The 17,862-nt window shown below is 70.8% G+C and carries 13 protein-coding genes; 8 read left to right on the forward strand and 5 right to left on the reverse strand.

Translation table 11 applies throughout. The features are described from left to right. The first annotated feature begins 347 nt into the window (after positions 1-347). Entirely contained in the window at positions 348-584 is a 237-nt protein-coding gene (locus OG226_RS11535; protein WP_329348813.1) for a hypothetical protein, read from the forward strand. A 117-nt stretch (positions 585-701) separates the two neighbouring features. Further along, on the forward strand, positions 702-1,274 hold the full coding sequence (locus OG226_RS11540; RefSeq protein WP_329348814.1) for a TIGR04222 domain-containing membrane protein: 573 nt from the start codon (positions 702-704) through the stop codon (positions 1,272-1,274). Between the two features lie 180 nt (positions 1,275-1,454). Here OG226_RS11540 and gcl read toward each other — a convergent pair whose 3' ends face one another. Then, positions 1,455-3,239 (reverse strand): glyoxylate carboligase, encoded by a 1,785-nt coding sequence (gene gcl, locus OG226_RS11545; RefSeq protein WP_329348815.1) that lies wholly within the window; start codon positions 3,237-3,239, stop codon positions 1,455-1,457. Between the two features lie 187 nt (positions 3,240-3,426). Here gcl and OG226_RS11550 point away from each other — a divergent pair, with 187 nt between their 5' ends. After that, entirely contained in the window at positions 3,427-4,134 is a 708-nt protein-coding gene (locus tag OG226_RS11550) for a hypothetical protein (protein ID WP_329348817.1), read from the forward strand. A 768-nt stretch (positions 4,135-4,902) separates the two neighbouring features. On the opposite strand, the gene OG226_RS11555 is transcribed toward OG226_RS11550, so the two are convergent. Beyond that, positions 4,903-6,534 (reverse strand): AMP-binding protein, encoded by a 1,632-nt coding sequence (locus OG226_RS11555; RefSeq protein WP_329348820.1) that lies wholly within the window; start codon positions 6,532-6,534, stop codon positions 4,903-4,905. Next, positions 6,531-8,201 carry an AMP-binding protein gene (locus tag OG226_RS11560; protein WP_329348821.1) on the reverse strand — a complete coding sequence of 557 codons (1,671 nt, stop codon included), beginning with the start codon at positions 8,199-8,201 and terminating at the stop codon, positions 6,531-6,533. Before OG226_RS11560 ends, OG226_RS11555 begins: the two co-directional genes overlap by 4 nt. Positions 8,202-8,326: 125 nt before the next feature. On the opposite strand from OG226_RS11560, the gene OG226_RS11565 reads away from it, so the two are divergent. The 4 genes from OG226_RS11565 (at position 8,327) to OG226_RS11580 (ending at position 13,962) form a co-directional block, all read left to right on the forward strand. Further along, positions 8,327-9,160 (forward strand): helix-turn-helix transcriptional regulator, encoded by an 834-nt coding sequence (locus tag OG226_RS11565; RefSeq protein ID WP_329348822.1) that lies wholly within the window; start codon positions 8,327-8,329, stop codon positions 9,158-9,160. Positions 9,161-9,343: 183 nt separating this feature from the next. Then, positions 9,344-12,160 carry an ATP-binding protein gene (locus OG226_RS11570; RefSeq protein WP_329348823.1) on the forward strand — a complete coding sequence of 939 codons (2,817 nt, stop codon included), beginning with the start codon at positions 9,344-9,346 and terminating at the stop codon, positions 12,158-12,160. 201 nt (positions 12,161-12,361) lie between these two features. Beyond that, a complete protein-coding gene (locus OG226_RS11575; RefSeq protein ID WP_328677026.1) occupies positions 12,362-13,153 on the forward strand; it encodes a S1 family peptidase in 792 nt (263 codons plus the stop codon). 161 nt (positions 13,154-13,314) lie between these two features. Beyond that, on the forward strand, positions 13,315-13,962 hold the full coding sequence (locus tag OG226_RS11580) for a LysE family translocator (protein WP_329348825.1): 648 nt from the start codon (positions 13,315-13,317) through the stop codon (positions 13,960-13,962). A 29-nt stretch (positions 13,963-13,991) separates the two neighbouring features. Here OG226_RS11580 and OG226_RS11585 read toward each other — a convergent pair whose 3' ends face one another. Further along, the gene (locus OG226_RS11585; protein WP_328686290.1) at positions 13,992-15,092 is read right to left on the reverse strand and encodes a winged helix DNA-binding domain-containing protein; all 1,101 of its coding nucleotides are present in this window, start codon (positions 15,090-15,092) and stop codon (positions 13,992-13,994) included. 261 nt (positions 15,093-15,353) lie between these two features. Between OG226_RS11585 and OG226_RS11590 the strand changes: the two genes are divergently transcribed. Beyond that, complete coding sequence (locus tag OG226_RS11590; RefSeq protein ID WP_329348826.1) at positions 15,354-16,532, forward strand: magnesium and cobalt transport protein CorA; 1,179 nt, start codon at positions 15,354-15,356, stop codon at positions 16,530-16,532. A 19-nt stretch (positions 16,533-16,551) separates the two neighbouring features. Here OG226_RS11590 and OG226_RS11595 read toward each other — a convergent pair whose 3' ends face one another. Further along, the gene (locus OG226_RS11595; protein ID WP_328677032.1) at positions 16,552-17,853 is read right to left on the reverse strand and encodes an amidase; all 1,302 of its coding nucleotides are present in this window, start codon (positions 17,851-17,853) and stop codon (positions 16,552-16,554) included. Between the last annotated feature and the right edge of the window lie 9 nt (positions 17,854-17,862).

Raw genomic sequence — 17,862 nt, forward strand, 5'->3', positions numbered from 1 at the left:
ACCGCGCGGGCAGGGCCAGGACCGCGGCGGAATGCGAGCCAGTGCGGTGGTGAAGGTTCCAGGGGCTACTTCTCGACCTGAGGGAAGAAGCACCCCGGTCCCGTCGCGACCGCCGCGGTCCCAGCCGAAGCCTTCTGCACAGGGCTCCCTGGGGCTCCCCTTTTGCAGAGAGAGGGGCTCCCCTCTCCAGCCCACAGACTCCGTCCGGCGGCGCGAACGTCCTGTCGCGCCCAGCCTCGCGCCGTCGGACGGCCACCACGACGAGCGCCGGATACGGACGGTTCCGTATCCGGCGCTCTTCGGCGTTTCCGGGTGCGGATCCGCCGTGGGCACAGCAGCCTGAAGGCATGGCACACCCATCGGAACACCCGCACATCGTGGTCCATCCCCCGGCGCTGGACGGCTCCCGCAGGGTCACCACCGGTGACGAGACCCTCGGTATCGCCTCGCACCTGGACGACGTCGTCGAGATCCTGCGCCTCGCCGATCTGGACCGGATCGAGGTCGAGGAGAGCGACCTGATCGACTGGCAGGGCGGCGGGCCCGAGGACTGGCCGGGCCTGTCGGAACAGCACGGTCAGTGAACCTCAAATAAACCTCTGAACCCCCCTCGCGGGGCTTCAACCGCCCCTGCACACGGGCACATTCGTCGCACGAGGCCCGCCGGCACGGGGGCGGCGGGCCTCGTATCAGGGGGTGTCATGAGCGGTGCTCCGACAATCCGGCTCCAGCCTCACGAGGTCGCGTTGCTGCGGGGTGGTGCCCGTGCGGCCGTGACCGTGGCGGTGGTTGCCTTGCGTCTGCGGGGTGAGGTGCGGGCCGGGCGGCCCGGGACGATGCGGGCGTCGGGGGTGGCTGTGGGGGCCGGGGCGCTTCCTCGTCTTACGAAGGCTGTGCACGCTGCGCTGTACCGTCCGGCGGGTATGCGGGAGTTGCTCGGTCGGCGAGGTGTGGGTGAGGCGCTCGCTGCGTTGCGTGGGGATCTTGTGGCGGCGGGGTTGCTGCGCAGGGTTCCGCCTGGTCGTAGCCGTGCCGCGCGCGTGCTGTTGAAGTCCCTGCGGGTTCAACTCCCGTTGCCTGTCGGGCGGGAGGGGGTGTCGTCGGGTGATGTTCTGCTGGCGGTCGCCCTGTACGGGGACAAGGCGTTGGTCTCGCTCGTGCCGCGTTTCGCTGAGGCGGCGGGGTTGGTCGGGCGGGGTGGGAGTGCCGAGGAGGGGTTGCCGCAGTCCTGGGGTGGGGGGTCCGGGGGTGGGTTCACTTGCGGGGCCGGGTAGGTACTGCCTGGGGCTGTTCGTTGCGGGGTGCGGGTCGTTCGTGGCTGGTCGCGCCCACGCGGCGGAGCCGCAGATTGACACAGCCCCGCGGCCCTATCGGTCGGCGCTTCGCGCCTCCCAGAAGCAGAGGGGGCGGCCCGTCCTCCCGGATGGGCCGCCCCCTCTGTCTTTCCACCTCTGTCAGACCTTCAACGTCCTGATCGACGTCGGTGCATGACCCGGTTCCGTCGCGATCTCCTCGAATTCGACCACGTTGCTGATGTCGTTCGTCCTGCTCATCGCGATGTTGGTGACTCGTTCCAGGATCGCCTCGACCACGATCGGGACCCTGAACTCCGCCGCGAGCTTCTTGGCCTGTTCGAAGGCCGTGCCCAGTTCGTTGGGGTCGGTGACGCGGATGGCCTTGCAGCCGAGGCCCTCGACGACCTTGATGTGGTCGACGCCGTAGACACCCAGCTCGGGCGAGTTGATGTTCTCAAATTCCAGGTTGACCTGGAAGTTGATGTCCAGGCCGATCTGCGCCTGCCGGATCAGGCCCAAGTAGGCGTTGTTCACGAGGACATGGACGTAGGGGATGCGGTGTTGTGCGCCGACCGCCAGTTCTTCGAGCATGAACTGGAAGTCGTAGTCCCCGGAGAGGGCCACCACCGATGCCTCGGGGTCGGCCTTCGCGACGCCCAGTGCGGCCGGGATCGTCCAGCCGAGGGGGCCCGCCTGGCCGCAGTTGATCCAGTGGCGGGGGCGGTAGACGTGGAGCATCTGGGCGCCGGCGATCTGGGAGAGGCCGATCGTGGAGACGTACCGGGTCTCCGGGCCGAAGGCCTTGTTCATCTCCTCGTAGACGCGCTGGGGTTTGATCGGGATGTCGTCGAAGTGCGTGCGGCGTTGCAGAGTCGACTTCCGCTCCTGGGCCGATGCCGCCCAGACCGAGCGGTCGGGGAGGGTGCCCGCCGCCTTCAACTCCCTTGCCACGTCCACGAACAGCTCCAGCGCCGCCTTCGCGTCGGACGCGATGCCGTAGTCGGGGGCGAAGATCTTGCCGATCTGGGTCGGCTCGATGTTGACGTGGACGAACTTCCGGCCCGCCGTGTAGACGTCGAGTTTGCCGGTGTGGCGGTTGGCCCAGCGGTTGCCGATGCCGAGGACGAAGTCGGACTCCAGGAAGGTCGCGTTGCCGTAGCGGTGCGAGGTCTGGAGGCCGACCATGCCGGCGTTCAGCTCGTGGTCGTCGGGCAGGACGCCCCAGCCCATCAGGGTCGGGACGACCGGGGTGCCGGTCAACTCGGCGAATTCGACGAGGAGTTCGGCCGCGTCCGCGTTGATGACGCCGCCGCCCGCGACGATCAGGGGGCGTTCGGAGGCGTTCAGCATCCCGATCGCCTTCTCGATCTGGGCGCGGGTCGCGGTCGGCTTGTAGACCGACAGCGGTTCGTACGTGTCCGGGTCGAACTCGATCTCCGTGAGCTGCACGTCGATCGGGAGGTCGATCAGGACCGGGCCGGGGCGGCCTGAGCGCATCAGGTGGAAGGCCTGCTGGAAGACGCCGGGGACCTGGGCCGCCTCCAGGACCGTGATCGCCATCTTCGTCACCGGGGCCGCGATCGACGCGATGTCCACGGCCTGGAAGTCCTCTTTGTGGATCACGGCGGTCGGGGCCTGGCCCGTGATGCACAGGATCGGGATCGAGTCGCCGATCGCGGAGTAGAGGCCGGTGATCATGTCGGTGCCGGCCGGGCCCGAGGTGCCGACGCAGACACCGATGTTGCCCGGGCTGGTACGGGTGTAACCCTCGGCCATGTGCGAGGCACCCTCGACGTGGCGGGCGAGGGTGTGGTTGATGCCGCCGGAGGCCTTGAGCGCGGCGTAGAACGGGTTGATCGCCGCGCCCGGGACGCCGAACGCGTCGCTGACGCCCTCGCGCTTGAGGATCTCGACTGCCGCGCGGGCAGCGGTCATACGAGCCATGGAGTACTCCTGCTTCGGCTGTCGGAATCACATCACCGGCGCGCCCCGCGGTGAAAACTCCTTGCGAGCTTCTGACTTCCGCATGAACTTCCGTATTGCGGAATCTAACTTCTACTATCTGGAAGTAATGTAAGTGGGGTGACCAAGGCCGTCAAGAGACGGACAAGCAGGGGTTTTCAGGAGGACTATGGGGCTCATGTCCGAGAGCGTGCCGGTGCGCTGTCCGGCGTGCCGAAGAGAACACGTCTACGCCGCGCCGTCGTATCCCTGTGTGTGCGGGGCCCCGGTCGCCCCGCCGCTGGACCAGCGCGGCGTGGCGACCGTCGTGAACCACCGTGTGTGGGACGAGGACTGGATCGCGGTCCGCTGCGCGGCCTGCGGCCGGCTCGACGAGTGGCCGTACCCGGAGCTGGGCTGCCCGTGCGGAACCCTGCTGCGGATACCGGTCGCCGGCGCGGAACCGACATCGGAACCCGCCGCGAGACCCCCCAAGGTCGGCGCCGAGGTCGAGGGCCGCCCGGCCTTCCAACCCGTCACGATCCGCACCGCACGCGACGCGGTCACCGCCGCCGCGCTCTACCTCCGCTGGCTCGGCTACCGGGACATCCGCCGCGCCGACCAACGGCCCCCGTCCGGCATCGGCCTCGCCGCCCGCGGCATCCTGGCCCAGGTCGACCCGACCGTACGGCCCGCCTCACTGCGCGATGTGGAGTGCCTCTGGCTGACGGCCATGACGGAGTCCACCGAGTGCGTCTACTTCTCCCTGGCCGGCTACGCCGACGACGCCCGCGCCCGCGCGGACGCCCTCCGCGTCCCCCTGTTCGTCCTCGACCTCACGGGCACACCCCAGCCGGTGAACGACCTGGCCGACCAACTCGACGCGGCGGGGAGCTAGTCGGGCGGGCGGGGTTGGTTCGCGGCCACTACGGCTGGTTCGTGACAGCAGACGCCGGGCGACGGACAACTACCTGACGGCACAGCAAGGACGCACCACAAGCCGCGAGTCTCGCCGAAGACCGACCCACCCGACCTCACGGACACACCCCAGCCAGCGAACAACCTGGCCGACCAACTCGACCCGCCGGAATGTTGGTTGAGTGGTCGCGGTTGGTTCATGGCGATCAGGGCGTGCTCGTGATACTGGGCGGCGGGCGGCGGGCGGCGGGCGGCGGGCGGCGGGCGGCGGGCGGCGGGCGGCGGGCGGCGGGCGGCGGGCGGCGGGCGACTTGACCGGCCAACTCGTCGCGGCGGGGAGTTAGTTGAGCGGTCGCGGGTGATTCGTGACGGCGGACGCCGAGCGGCAGGCAGCAGGCGACTGCCGTGCCGCCGGACGAAGACGCGGGCCCAGGGAGTCCGTACGCCGACGGCCACGTGCAGCTGCGGGACATCGCCACGAGGCCGCGCCAAGTCGCAGGCCTCGCCGGACTCGCCCCCCGACCGCCCCCGCCAGACGCATCCCAGGCCGTCGTACGCACCCACACAGCAAGTCACCGCAGGCCAACCCAGCACCAGCGCCCCCGACCCAACACCCCGCACACGCCACCAGCAGACCGCGCGGCCAAGTCCAAGTCACCCCACACCCCGGCAACCCAGCCCCCGGCCCCCGGCCCCCGGCCCACCACGACGCCCTCAGACACAGACCCGCACCTGGGGAGTCCCCACCTCACCGCCCCCGAACAGCCTGCTCCCGCAGCTCGATCTTCCGTACCTTCCCCGACACCGTCATCGGAAAGGCGTCCATGATCTGGAGCAGTCTCGGAATCTTGAAAGGCGCCAACCTCCCCTCGCAGAACCCCCGCAGCTCCTCCAGGGTCAACGGATCCGCCGGGTCTCGCGGGATCACGCACGCCAGCACCTCCTCCCCGTAGCGCTCATCCGGCACCCCCACCACCTGGACGTCCGCGATCTTCGGGTGGGTGTAGAGGAACTCCTCGATCTCGCGCGGGTAGATGTTCTCGCCACCCCGGATGATCATGTCCTTGATGCGGCCGACGATCTCGACGTAGCCGTCCTCACGCATCATCGCGAGGTCACCCGTGTGCATCCAGCGCCCCGCGTCGATCGACTCGGCGGTCTTCTCGGGCTCGTTCCAGTAGCCGAGCATCACGCTGTAGCCGCGGGTGCACAACTCCCCCGCCGCGCCCCGGGGTTGAGTCACACCCGTCGCCGGGTCGACGACCTTGACCTCCAGGTGCGGGAGCACCCGCCCGACCGTGCCGGTGCGGTGTTCGAGGTCGTCGTCCCGCCGGGTCTGGAGCGACACCGGGGACGTCTCCGTCATGCCGTAGCAGATGGAGACCTCCGCCATGTGCATCTCGGCGACCACCCGTTTCATCACCTCGACCGGGCAGGGCGAGCCCGCCATGATGCCGGTGCGGAGCGAGGAGAGGTCGTAGGTCGCGAAGTCGGGGAGGTTCAACTCCGCGATGAACATGGTCGGTACGCCGTAGAGGGACGTGCAGCGCTCCTGCTGGACCGCCTTCAGGGTCGCCGCCGGGTCGAAGGACGGGGCCGGGATCACGATGCACGCGCCGTGCGAGGTGGCCGCGAGGTTGCCCATGACCATGCCGAAGCAGTGGTAGAAGGGCACCGGGACGCAGACCCGGTCCTGCTCGGTGTACGCGATCAACTCGCCGACGAAATAACCGTTGTTGAGGATGTTGTGGTGGGAGAGGGTGGCTCCCTTGGGGAAGCCGGTCGTGCCCGAGGTGTACTGGATGTTGATGGGGTCGCCGCAGGACAACTCGGCCTCACGGGACCGCAGTTCCTCCGCACGGTCGGCCGCGCCCCGGGCCGCCATCGCGTCCCAGCTCGGGTCGCCGACGTACACCGCCTCCCGCAACTGCGGGCACTTGGGCCGGACTTGTTCGACCATCGCCCGGTAGTCACTGCTCTTGTGGCCGGCCGAGGCGAACAGGACCGAGATCCCCGCCTGGTTGAGGACGAACTCGACCTCGTGGGTCCGGTAGGCCGGGTTGATGTTCACCATGATCGCGCCTATGCGGGTGGTGGCGTACTGGACGAGCACCCACTCGGGGCAGTTGATCGCCCAGATCCCCACCCGGTCGCCCTTCCCCACCCCGCTCGCGAGCAGCGCGTACGCCAACCGCTCGACGTCGGAGGCGAACTGGCCGTAGGTCCAGCGCCGCCCGGACGGGACGTCGACGAGCACCTCGCGGTCGGGCCACGCTGCGACCGCCCGGTCGAGGTTCGCCCCGATGGTGTCGCCGAGGAGTGAAGTCCCGCTGGTTCCATGGCTGTACGAGTTCGTCGGCGCGTTCGACGGCGGGGTCATCGGAAGTCCTCCTCGCGGTACTCGGCGTCCGACCCCGCGGCCGTCGCCTCCCGCAGTTCGATCCGGCGGATCTTGCCGGAGACGGTCTTGGGCAGGTCGCCGAACTCCAGCCGCCGGATGCGCTTGTACGGGGCGAGGACGTCGCGCGAGTGCTCGAACAGCACCTTGGCCGTGTCGGGTCCCGGCTCCCAGCCCGCCGCGAGGACGACGTACGCCTTCGGTACGGCGAGCCGCAGCTCGTCCGGTGCGGGCACCACGGCGGCCTCGGCCACCGCCTCGTGCTCCAGCAGCGCGCTCTCCAGCTCGAACGGGGAGATCTTGTAGTCGGAGGCCTTGAAGACGTCGTCGGACCGGCCGACGTAGGTGATGTAGCCGTCCGCGTCGCGGGAGCCGATGTCGCCGGTGCGGTAGTAGCCGCCGGCCATCGCCTCCGCCGTACGGTCCGGGTCTCCGTGGTAGCCGGTCATCAGGCCGACCGGCGGGTCGGACAGGTCGAGCGCGATCTCGCCCTCGGCCGCGCCCGGCGCACCCGACACCGGGTCGAGGAGTTCGACCCGGTAGCCGGGGCTCGGCCGTCCCATGGAGCCCGTCTTCAGCGGCTGACCGGGGCTGTTGGACACCTGCACGGCCGTCTCCGTCTGGCCGAAGCCGTCCCGGACGGTGACGCCCCAGGCACGCCTGACCTGCTCGATCACCTCGGGGTTCAAGGGCTCCCCCGCCGCCAGCGCCTCGCGGGGCGGGGTGCGCAGCTGGGTCAGGTCGGCCTGGATGAGCATGCGCCACACGGTCGGCGGGGCGCAGAACGTCGTCACACCCGCGCGGTCCATCTCGGCCATCAGCCGGGCCGCGTCGAAGCGCGCGTAGTTGTGGATGAAGACGGTCGCCTCCGCGTTCCACGGCGCGAAGAGGTTCGACCAGGCGTGCTTGGCCCAGCCGGGCGAGGAGATGTTGAGGTGCACGTCGCCGGGGCGCAGACCGATCCAGTACATCGTCGCCAGGTGCCCGATCGGGTACGACGTGTGGGTGTGCTCGACCAGCTTGGGGTGGGCGGTCGTGCCCGAGGTGAAGTACAGCATCAGCGGGTCGTCGGCCAGGGTCGGGCCGTCCGCCGTGAACTCCGCGGAAGCGGTGTACGCGTCCTCGTACGTCCGCCAGCCCTCGACCCCACCGCCGACCGCGATCCGGGTGTAGGTCCCGGGCACCTCGTCGAACTTGTCGACGTCCCCGGAGCGCACGATCACCTGCCGGACCCGGCCGCGTGCGACACGGTCGCGCAGGTCGGCGGGGCCGAGCAGCGGGGTGGCCGGGATGACGACGGCGCCCAGTTTCATCGCGGCAAGCGCGGTCTCCCACAGCTCGGTCTGGTTGCCGAGCATGACGAGGACGCGGTCCTCGGCGCGGACGCCCTGGGCGCGCAGCCAGTTGGCGACCCGGTTCGAACGCTCGGACATCTCCGCGAAGGACAGGGCGGCCTCGGTGCCGTCCTCCTCGACGATGTGCAGCGCGGTGCGGTCGTTGCCGGTCGCGATGACGTCGAACCAGTCGAGCGCCCAGTTGAAGTGCTCGGGCCTGGGCCAGGAGAAACCCTCGTAGGCCGTGACATAGTCCGTACGGTGCGCCAGCAGAAAATCCCTCGCGCTACGGAACGACTCACTTGCCGTCGTCATCTGTCCTCCTAAGTACCGGACCATTGCCGGGCGGCTCTCTGACATCGTGTAATCCGTGATGTGGGTCTCACTACCCCCGTACGGGGGTGTGTGCAGCAGGTCGGCCGCAATGAAGGGGCACGCGGGTGGCGACGGACGCGGCGGGAATGGTGGAGATTCAGTCGGCGCTGGTACGGCTCCGGCGGGGTACGGGGCTGCCCGTCGCCTTCGGCGGCCTGGTGGAGACCGGCCGCCGGCAGATGCGCATCAGCGAACTCAGCGGCACGGCGACCTCCGCCCTGCGCGCCCTCGCGATCACCTCGGGCAGCGGCCTCGGCGGCAAGGCGGTCGCCCTCGCCCGCCCGTGCGCCGTCCTCGACTACTCCGCCTCCCGCCAGATCAGCCACGAGTACGACGCCCCAGTCGCCGTCGAGGGCCTCCGCGCGATCCTCGCGGTCCCGGTCGTCGTACGCCGCCGGGTGCGCGGTGTCCTCTACGGCGCGCTGCGCACCGCCCAGCCGTTGGGCGACCGGATGCTGAGCGCGGCGATGGAGGCCGCCCGGGACGTGGAACAGGCGCTGGTGGTACAGGAGGAGGTGCTGGAGCTGCTGAGCGCGGCACGCCCGGCACCGACCCCCGACCCGGCGGCGAGCCCGGCGTGGGAGCAGGTGCGGGAGGCGCACGCGGCGCTGCGGGCGCTGGCCCCGCGCATCCCGGACCCGGCGCTGCGGGCCGAACTGCTCGACGCCTGCGGCCTGTTGACGGCGGAGCCGGCCACCGGGGACGTGGAACTGGCGCCTCGGGAGCTGGACGTCCTGGCCTGTGTGGCGGCCGGGGCGACGAACGCGGTGGCGGCTGAGCGGCTCGGGCTGCGGCCGGAGACGGTGAAGGGCTATCTGCGCTCGGCGATGCGGAGGCTCGGGGCGCACACCCGCGGGGAGGCCGTGGTGGCGGCGCGGCGGGCGGGGGTGCTGCCGTGAGAGGGGTGGTGGTAGCCCCGTCGGCGGCCCCTGAGGGGGCTCCCGCGACGAGTGGCTATTCATTCATCGGAGCTCTGAATTTCCTGATGCCGCACAGTTGTTATTTCCCTCACGACCCCGTCCATCCGAATTTCAAGGACTGATTGCCTAATATTGGCCCGGACACGACACACGAGGGGAGCGGTGACCGTGCGACGGGACTTCAAGGAGCCTGCCAGAACGCGCCCCGACCTGGTCATCGGCCGGGAGGAGATGTTCAACGCCGCCCGTGACCAGCTCGCCGAGGGGGGCAGTGTGCTGCTCCACGGCCCCGCCGGAATAGGAAAGTCCACCGTCCTGCGGGCGTTGGCCGCGGAATACGGCGAGACGGCGCGGACCGTGTTGCGCTGCTCGGCCACGGAGTCCGAATCCCATCTCCCCTTCCTGGCCCTCGCCGACCTCCTTGGTCTGGTCCTGGACGAGGTGTCCGAGCGACTGCCCGCCGCCCAACGCACGGCGCTGGAATCCGCGCTCACCGGCCGCGGCGAGTCCTCCCTCCAGCGCGACGGACTCGCCCTGCGCCTCGCCGTCCTGTCCGCGCTGCGCGCCCTCGCGGCCGACGGTCCCGTCCTCGTCGTAGCCGATGATCTGCAGTGGCTGGACCCGGCCAGCGCGGAGTTGCTCGGGTTCGCCGCGCGGCGGCTCGGGGACACGCAGGTGCAGATGGTGTTCGCGGTGCGCACCGAGGGCCAGGAGTACGACCGGTATCTGAGCGCGTCGCCGCCGGACACGCTGGCGTTCCGGCTCAGTCCGCTGTCCCGGGCGCAGGTGTCGGCGCTGCTCGACCATCGCGGATACACCGGGCTGCCGCGTTCCACGGTCCGTGAGATCCACCGGACGAGTGGCGGAAACCCGTTGTTCGCGCTGGAGTTGGGGCGTGCGCTGGCCGAGAACCCGACCCCGCCGAGACCGGGCGAGCCGCTGCCCGTGCCCACTTCACTACGCGCGTTGGTGCTGAGCCGGCTCGACATGCTGCCCGCCGAGGCGCGCCGCACGCTGCTGGTCGCGAGCGCGGGCGCCCGGCCCACGGTGGCCCTGCTGCAGACCGCGGGCCGGGAGAACGCCGAGGCGGAGACCGCCCAGGCCGCCGAACTCGGCCTGCTGGCAACGGAGTCCGAGGCTCCCGCCGTACGGTTCGCGCATCCGCTGATCTCGGCCGCGCTGTACGCGGAGGCGCCCGCGCAGGAGCGGCGGGCCGCGCACGCGGCGCTGTCGACCGCCGCGTCCGATCCCATCGAGCGCGCCCGGCACCTGGCCCTCGCGACCACCGGCACCGACCCGGAGGTCGCCGCCCGGCTCGCCGAGGCCGCGACCCTGGCCCGGGACCGCGGGGCGCCCTCGGTCGCCGCGTCGCTCGGGCTGCTGGCCGCCCGGCACACCCCGGGCGACAGCGTGCCGGGGCCGGACGAGCGCCGGTTGCAGGCCTCGGAGGACGCGATCACCGCGGGAGAACTGGACCTCGCCCGGGACATCGCGCGCGAGGTGCTGACCCGGACGTCGGTGGCCGCCGAGCGGGTGCGGGCCTGGATCATCGTGATCGACACGGCGGGCCACTCCATGGCGGACGTCGACGCCGTCTTCCCGCAGGCCCTCGCCGACGCGGGCGACGACCCCCGGCTGCTCGCCCTGGTCCGCTACCAACTGGCCTGGCGCGCCCTGCTCGTCGAGGGCGACTTCGCCGGGGCCCGCGCGGAGACAGCGCGCTCCGCGGAACTCGCCGCGCGGGCCGGTGACCGGCGCACCGAACTCCTCGCGCTCTCCTTCCAGGCGCAGACCGAGACCCTGATGGGCCATCCGGACGCCCCGCTCACCATCAAGCGCGCGCTGAAGGAGCCGCAGGACCCGCGGGTGGCGTGCCATCACAACGGCGCCGGCTCGGCCCGGTTCCGCTGGCTGGTGATGAGCGATCAGCTGCCCGAGGCCCGCGCGACCATCACCGCGCTGCTGCGCGAGGTGCGGCGGCGCGGGTCGGTGGAGAGCGAGGTGCACTTCCTGCGCGGCTTCGCCGAGACCGAACTGCGCTCCGGGCACTGCGGCCGCGCCCTCGACCTGGCCCGCGAGGGCCTGCGGCTGGCCCGCGACTCCGGGATCGGCCAGACGGCGTCCGCGATGCTCACCGCACTCGCCGAGGCCTCCGGCGGTGACGTCGAGGAGGGGCTGGCGCTGGCCCGCGAGGCGGTCGAGCACGCCGAGGAGGACGGCGACCAGATGTACCTGTCCCGTGCCCTCGGGGCCCTGGGATACGCCCAGTTGGTCGCCGGGGACGCGCACGGGACGGTCCGCTCGCTGCGCCGGGTCCGCGAACTGGAGCAGGCCCTCGGGGTGACCGACCCGGCGCGCGGACGCTGGCACGGCGACCTCGCCGAGGCGCTCGTCCGGATCGGCGAGACCACCGAGGCCCAGGACGTCATCGACGTGACACGTGAACGCGCGCTGCGCCTCGGCCGCGAGAGCGTCCTCGCCGTACTCGACCGCGCCGAGGCACTCGTCAGAGCGGCCCGCGGCGAACACGACGAGGCCGTCGCCCAACTGACATCCGTCCAGGACCGCCTCGCCAAACTGGGCTACGGCCTGGAGGAGGCCCGCGCCGCCTTCGCGCTGGCGTCGCTGCGCACCGGACAGCCCGGCCCCACGTCGTACGACGAGGCGACCCGGCTGTTCCGCCGGTGCCGGGCGCTGCCCTGGCTGCGCCAGGTGGACGAGGCGGCCGTCGCCAGGGCGCCGGAGCCGGCGCCCGTGCCCACACCCGCGCCGACCCTGGAGGGGCTCGACGGGCTGGCCTCGATGGAGCGTCAGGTCGCCGCGCTCGTCATGGAGGGCGCCACCAACCGGGAGATCGCCGCCCGGCTGTTCATCAGCGTCAAGACGGTCGAGGCGACCCTGACCCGCGTCTACCGCAAGCTGGGGATCCGCTCGCGGGTGGATATCGTCCGACTGGCGGCGGGGCGCCGTCCGAACTGAGGACCCTACGGGTTTACTGTGCGGCGACCGAGGGTTTTCCCTGCCCAACTCCCCTAGGGGGTTCCCTCATTGGGAGCAGGGTGTTCCGGGTTCTAGCTTATGGGTGTGCCGCTCGCCCGGGCATACGGGGGTCGGTCCCGCGACCCCCGTTGCACCCCCCACACCCGCGCGACCCCCACCGGCAACCCAATGAGGAGACTCATGTTCGGGCTCAACCGCGCCAGGAGAACGACCGCGGTCGTCGCAGCAGCCGCCGCTGCCGCAGCGACCGCACTGCTCAGCGCCCCCACCGCTGTGGCAGCCCCCCAGCCCATCGTCGGCGGTTCCACGACCACGACGACGACGTACCCGTTCGTCATGCAGATCACGGACGCCTCGCAGAACCAGTTCTGCGGCGGCACCCTCGTCTCCGCCACCAAGGTGGTCACCGCCGCCCACTGCATGGTCGGCGAAACCACCAGCAGCGTGCGCGTGGTCGGCGGTCGTACGTACCTCAACGGAACGAACGGCACCGTCAGCAAGGTCAGCAAGATCTGGATCAACCCCAGCTACACGGACGCCACCAACGGCGACGACGTGGCCGTCCTGACGCTGTCGACGTCGATGCCGTACACGACGGCCTCGTACGTCTCCTCCTCCCAGACCAGCGTGTACGCGGCCGGCACCACCGCCCGCATCCTCGGCTGGGGCACCACCTCGGAGAACGGCAGCTCCTCCAACCAGCTGCGGACCGCGACCGTCCCGATCGTGTCCGACTCCAGCTGCAAGAGCTCCTACGGTTCGGACTTCATCGCGTCCGACATGGTTTGCGCCGGATACACATCCGGCGGCGTAGACACCTGCCAGGGCGATAGCGGCGGTCCCCTGCTCATCGGGGGCGTCCTGGCAGGGATCACTTCTTGGGGCGAGGGCTGTGCCGAGGCGGGTTACCCGGGTGTCTACTCCCGGCTGACCACGTTCTCCAGCCTGGTGACCACGCAGGTCAACTCGTAACCCGGAAGAACTCCTGAGCACCCCTCAGGGAAATACCAGGGTGCGTTGCGGGCTTCCACGAGCAGCCCGCAACGCACCCTATCCATGTGCGGGCCACCAACCGGCCCCTGGAGCGGACCCCTTCCCGCCTGTTTCAATGAGCGCAGGATGGGAGTGATCGCATGGTGTCCACGGACCGTTTCCTCGCCTTCGCCGCGATGTCGTTGCTGGTGATCGTGATCCCGGGACCGAGTGTCCTGTTCGTCATCGGCCGCGCCCTCGCCCACGGCCGCCGTACGGCGGTGGCGACGGCGATCGGCAATGTCTTCGGCTCGTACCTGCTGGTGACGGCGGTGGCGTTCGGCATCGGCGCGCTGGTCGAACGCTCGGTCACGATCTACCTGACGGTGAAGCTGGCGGGCGCGGCCTACCTCGTCCACCTGGGCGTCCAGGCATTCCGCCACCGCAAGGACCTGAAGGCGTCCGCGATGCGGACAGCACCTGGGCAGGAGCCCCGGGGCGACCTCCGCACGGTCCTCGACGGAGCCCTGGTCGGCGTCACCAACCCCAAGGGCGTGGTGTTCTTCGCCGCCGTACTCCCCCAGTTCGTCAACCACTCCGCGGGCCACGTCCCGCTCCAGATGCTCCTGCTCGGCCTCATCCCGATCTCGATCGGCCTGGTCACGGACACCCTCTGGGGCCTGACCGCCTCGGCGGCCCGCACCTGGTTCGCCGGCTCCGACCGCCGCCTCTCCCTGATCGGCGGCGCGGGCGGCTTCACGATGATCGGCCTCGGCGTGACGGTCGCGGTGACGGGCCGCGCGGACTGAACCTGCCAGGGGACCACGGCTCTCAGGTTCTACGGCTGTACGACCGTCCCGAACCGGATGTCGTACGGCGTCCCCTTGTGCAGCGTGTCGAGCATCCGCGCGCCCTCGGCGACCACCTCACCCCGCTGGGCCTTGGTCAGCCTGCCGAAGGGCTCGACGACGAGGTGGCCGTTCCCGTCGTCGATTCTCCAGACCCCGGCGAGGAACCCGTCGACGAGGAACGTCCGGTGGGCGACGTTGCCCCACCACGCGCGACCCCAGTACTCGGGCGGTACGACACGCGTGCGGTCGGCGTGGGAGAGGAGCAGGTTGTCGAACTCCGGCAGGAAACGCGGCGGGGCCGGGGTGTCCGCGTCGGGGCGGGGCGCGTCCGGGAGATCGAAGAGTTCGACGCCGTTCGGATCGTAGAAGGTGACGAGCTGCGGGCGCAGCCGCTCGAAGACCTCGCGGAGCCGGGTCAGACCCGCCCAGGTCTGCATGTCCTTGACGGAGGCCGGCCCGAAGGCGGCGAGATAGCGCAGGACGGTCGCGTCGGGGGCGGGCGCGGGTTCGGCGGATCGCCCGAGCCAGTGCTCGGCGGTGGTGAGCGCGACCTGTCCGCTACGGCCCCAGAGTCCGCGCGGGGTGACCTGGACGAGCGGGAGCTTGCAGCGGGCGGCGATCCCGAGGGCCTGCGGATCTGCGTCGGGCCACTCGACGAGGAGGGCCTCGCGCAACTCCTTCATGGTGTGCGGCTCGACTTCGACGAGCTCACGGGCGAGTACGGCGAGCCGGTCCAGGTCGACACCGACGAGCCCCTTGCGGAAGTTGCCGAGCTCACGATCCCGGGCGGCCTGCACGAGCGGGCGGAGGGTGAGGCAGTCGGCGGCGGTGTGGGTGTGGATGGTGGAGCGCATGGTGACGATCCGGACGACCTCGCGCTCGGCCATCAGCCCGGACAGTTCCTCGGGCACGAATCCGTCGAGGCGGGCGGCGAGGGCGTAGTACGGCGGCTTGACGTTCTGGGCCTGGAGACCGAGGAGATGCTCGACGGCGGCGCGGGCGGAGAGCGGGGAGCGGCGGAGGAGGAGTTGCCGGTGGAGGGTGGCGCGGTTGAGGGAACGGGTGCCGAGTACGGGGGCCTTCGTCATGGTCGCCGCCTTCGTCGTCTTCGCTGCCTTGGTAGCCACAGTCGTCCTGGTCGCCTTGATTGCCTTGGTCGTCACGCTCCGCACGCTAACGATGGTTGCGGACACCTTCTGTCCGCAACTCTCACCGAACCCCGAACCCCGAACCCCGAACCCTGAACCCCGGACCCCGGATCCCACACCCAGGTCGTTTACCCTTTGCCCCGTATATCCTGCTCGTGCTCCGTGATCACGCAGCCGTAGGCCCGATCGAGAGGCACCGCGATGCCCCAGCGCCGCGCCCGCCCCACCTCGAACAACGACGGAAACAGCAGGAACGGCAGGACGCCCGGCTGGCGCCGCACCCCGTCTCCGCCCCCGGCACCCGCTCCCGAACCCCCGGTGTCCACCGCCGACGCGACCCCCTCGGACCCCTCCGACGCGGGCAGCGTCGTCCAGGCCGCCCTGTACCGGGACGGCGTGCGCGTCTCGGCACCGGACACCCTCGCCGACACCTTCCGCGAACTGCGCGAACAGCCGTCCGGCATGGCCTGGATCGGCCTCGCCCGCCCCACCGAACGTGAACTCCTGTCCCTGGCCGCGGAGTTCGACCTCCACCCGCTGGCGGTCGAGGACGCGATGGAGGCCCACCAGCGCCCGAAACTGGAGCGCTACGGCGAGACGCTGTTCGTGGTCCTGAGCGCGGCCCGCTACCTGGACACCACGGAGGAGGTCGACTTCGGCGAACTCCACGTCTTCGTGGGCCCGGACTTCGTGATCACGGTCCGGCACGGCGCGGCCCCCGACCTGTCGGCGGTCCGCCAACGCATGGAGGAATCCCCGGAGTTGCTGAAACTCGGCCCCGAGGCGGTGCTGTACGCCATCCTCGACGCGGTCGTCGACGGCTACGCGCCGGTCGTCGCCGGCGTCCAGATCGACATCGACGAGATCGAGACAGAGGTCTTCCGCAGCGAACCGCAGGTCTCCCGCCGCATCTACGAACTCTCCCGCGAAATGGTCGAGTTCCAGCGCGCCACCCGCCCCCTGGTCGGCATGCTGCACAGCCTGATGGCAGGCTTCGCGAAGTACGGCACCGACGAGGAACTCCAGCGCTACCTCCGCGACGTCGCCGACCACGTCACCCACACCAGCGAACGAGTCGACGGCTTCCGCCAGGCCCTCACGGACATCCTCACGGTGAACGCGACCCTGGTCACCCAGCAACAGAACGCGGAGATGCGGGCGTTGGCGGAGGCGGGGTTCGAGCAGAACGAGGAGATCAAGAAGATTTCTTCTTGGGCGGCGATCCTGTTCGCGCCGACGCTGGTCGGGACGATCTACGGGATGAACTTCGATCGGATGCCGGAGTTGCACTGGGTGCTCGGGTATCCGTTCGCGATTCTCCTGATGGCGGTCGTATGCACCAGTCTGTACGTCGTCTTCAAGCGGAGGGACTGGCTCTGAGCAACCGCTCCGGTAGGCGCTACGCGCTCAGTGCGGCTTCCAGGTCCAGTGCCCAGCGCAGCAACCGCTCGTCCTGGCCGTAGCCGGCCACGCACTGCATGCCCAGGGGCAGTTCCGTGGTCGAGCGGCCCGCGGGCACCGTCAGAGTGGGCAGCCCCGCGCCGCTCCAGGGCAGGGACATCACCGAGTCGCCCGCGTTGTCGAGGCCCTTGGGGGCCGGGCCGGTGGCCGCGGGAGCGATCCATACGTCGATGCCGTGCCGGCTCGTCGCCTCGGTGAGGCGGTCGCGGAACGCCTGGCGCTTCCGGAGCGCCACGGTGTAGTCCGCCGGCCCGACCCGCCGGCCCTGGAGGATCGCGTCGGCGGTGCGGGGGTCGTAACGCTCGGGATAGCGGGCGTACAAGTCGGCGTGGGACCGGGCCAGTTCGTGGAGGTTGACGACGAACAGGGTGAACGCGTCCTGCTCGAAGGTCTCGAAGAGGGGCACCCGTTCCACGGCGTATCCGGCGGCGCGCAGGGCGTTCACCTGCTGCTCGAAAACGGCCAGGGCCTCGGGTTCGGTGAAGCCGAGGTAGGGGCCCTCGGGCACGCCGAGCACCGGACGGCCGGTCGTGGCAGGGGCCTGCCGCCAGTCGTCGCAGAGGCACTCGGCCGCGAGGACGGCGTCCGCGACGGTGGCGGTGAAGGTGCCCACGGTGTCGTACGACGGGGAGGTGGGCAGCACTCCGTCGAGCGGGACGCGTCCGTGGCTCGGCTTGAAGCCGACGACACCGCAGTAGGCGGCGGGCCGGATGACGGAGCCGATGGTCTGGGTACCGATGGCCAGGGGGACCAGGCCCGCGGCCACGGCCGCCGCGGAACCGCTGCTCGATCCGCCCGGCGTGTGTTCCGGCCGGTGCGGATTGCGCGTCGGCCCGGGTGCGGCGACGGCGAACTCGGCGGTCACCGTCTTGCCCGCGATCAGCGCGCCGGCCCGCAGCAGGCGGTCGACGACCACTGCCTGGCCGCCCGTCAGGACCTCGGCGGGCAGAGTCGAACCGGCCCTGGTGGGCAACCCGTCGACGTGCACGATGTCCTTCACGCCCACCGGAACTCCGTACAGCGGCGGGAGCCGGTCCGGCCACGTGCGCGTGGCCAGGTCCCGGGCGGCCTCCCGCAGCCGGTCCGCCCTGCCGGGCTCGGCCACGAACGCCTGGACGACCGGGTCGACGGCGGCGATGCGCTCGATGGCCCGCTCCGTGTGCTCCCGCACCCCGACGGCGCCGGTCCGCAGCACGCGGACCGAGTCCGCGAGGGAGGTGGTCCGTACGAGTCCGTCCATGGTGCTCCT

The organism is Streptomyces sp. NBC_01261 (genome assembly GCF_036226385.1).
GTDB lineage: Bacteria > Actinomycetota > Actinomycetes > Streptomycetales > Streptomycetaceae > Streptomyces.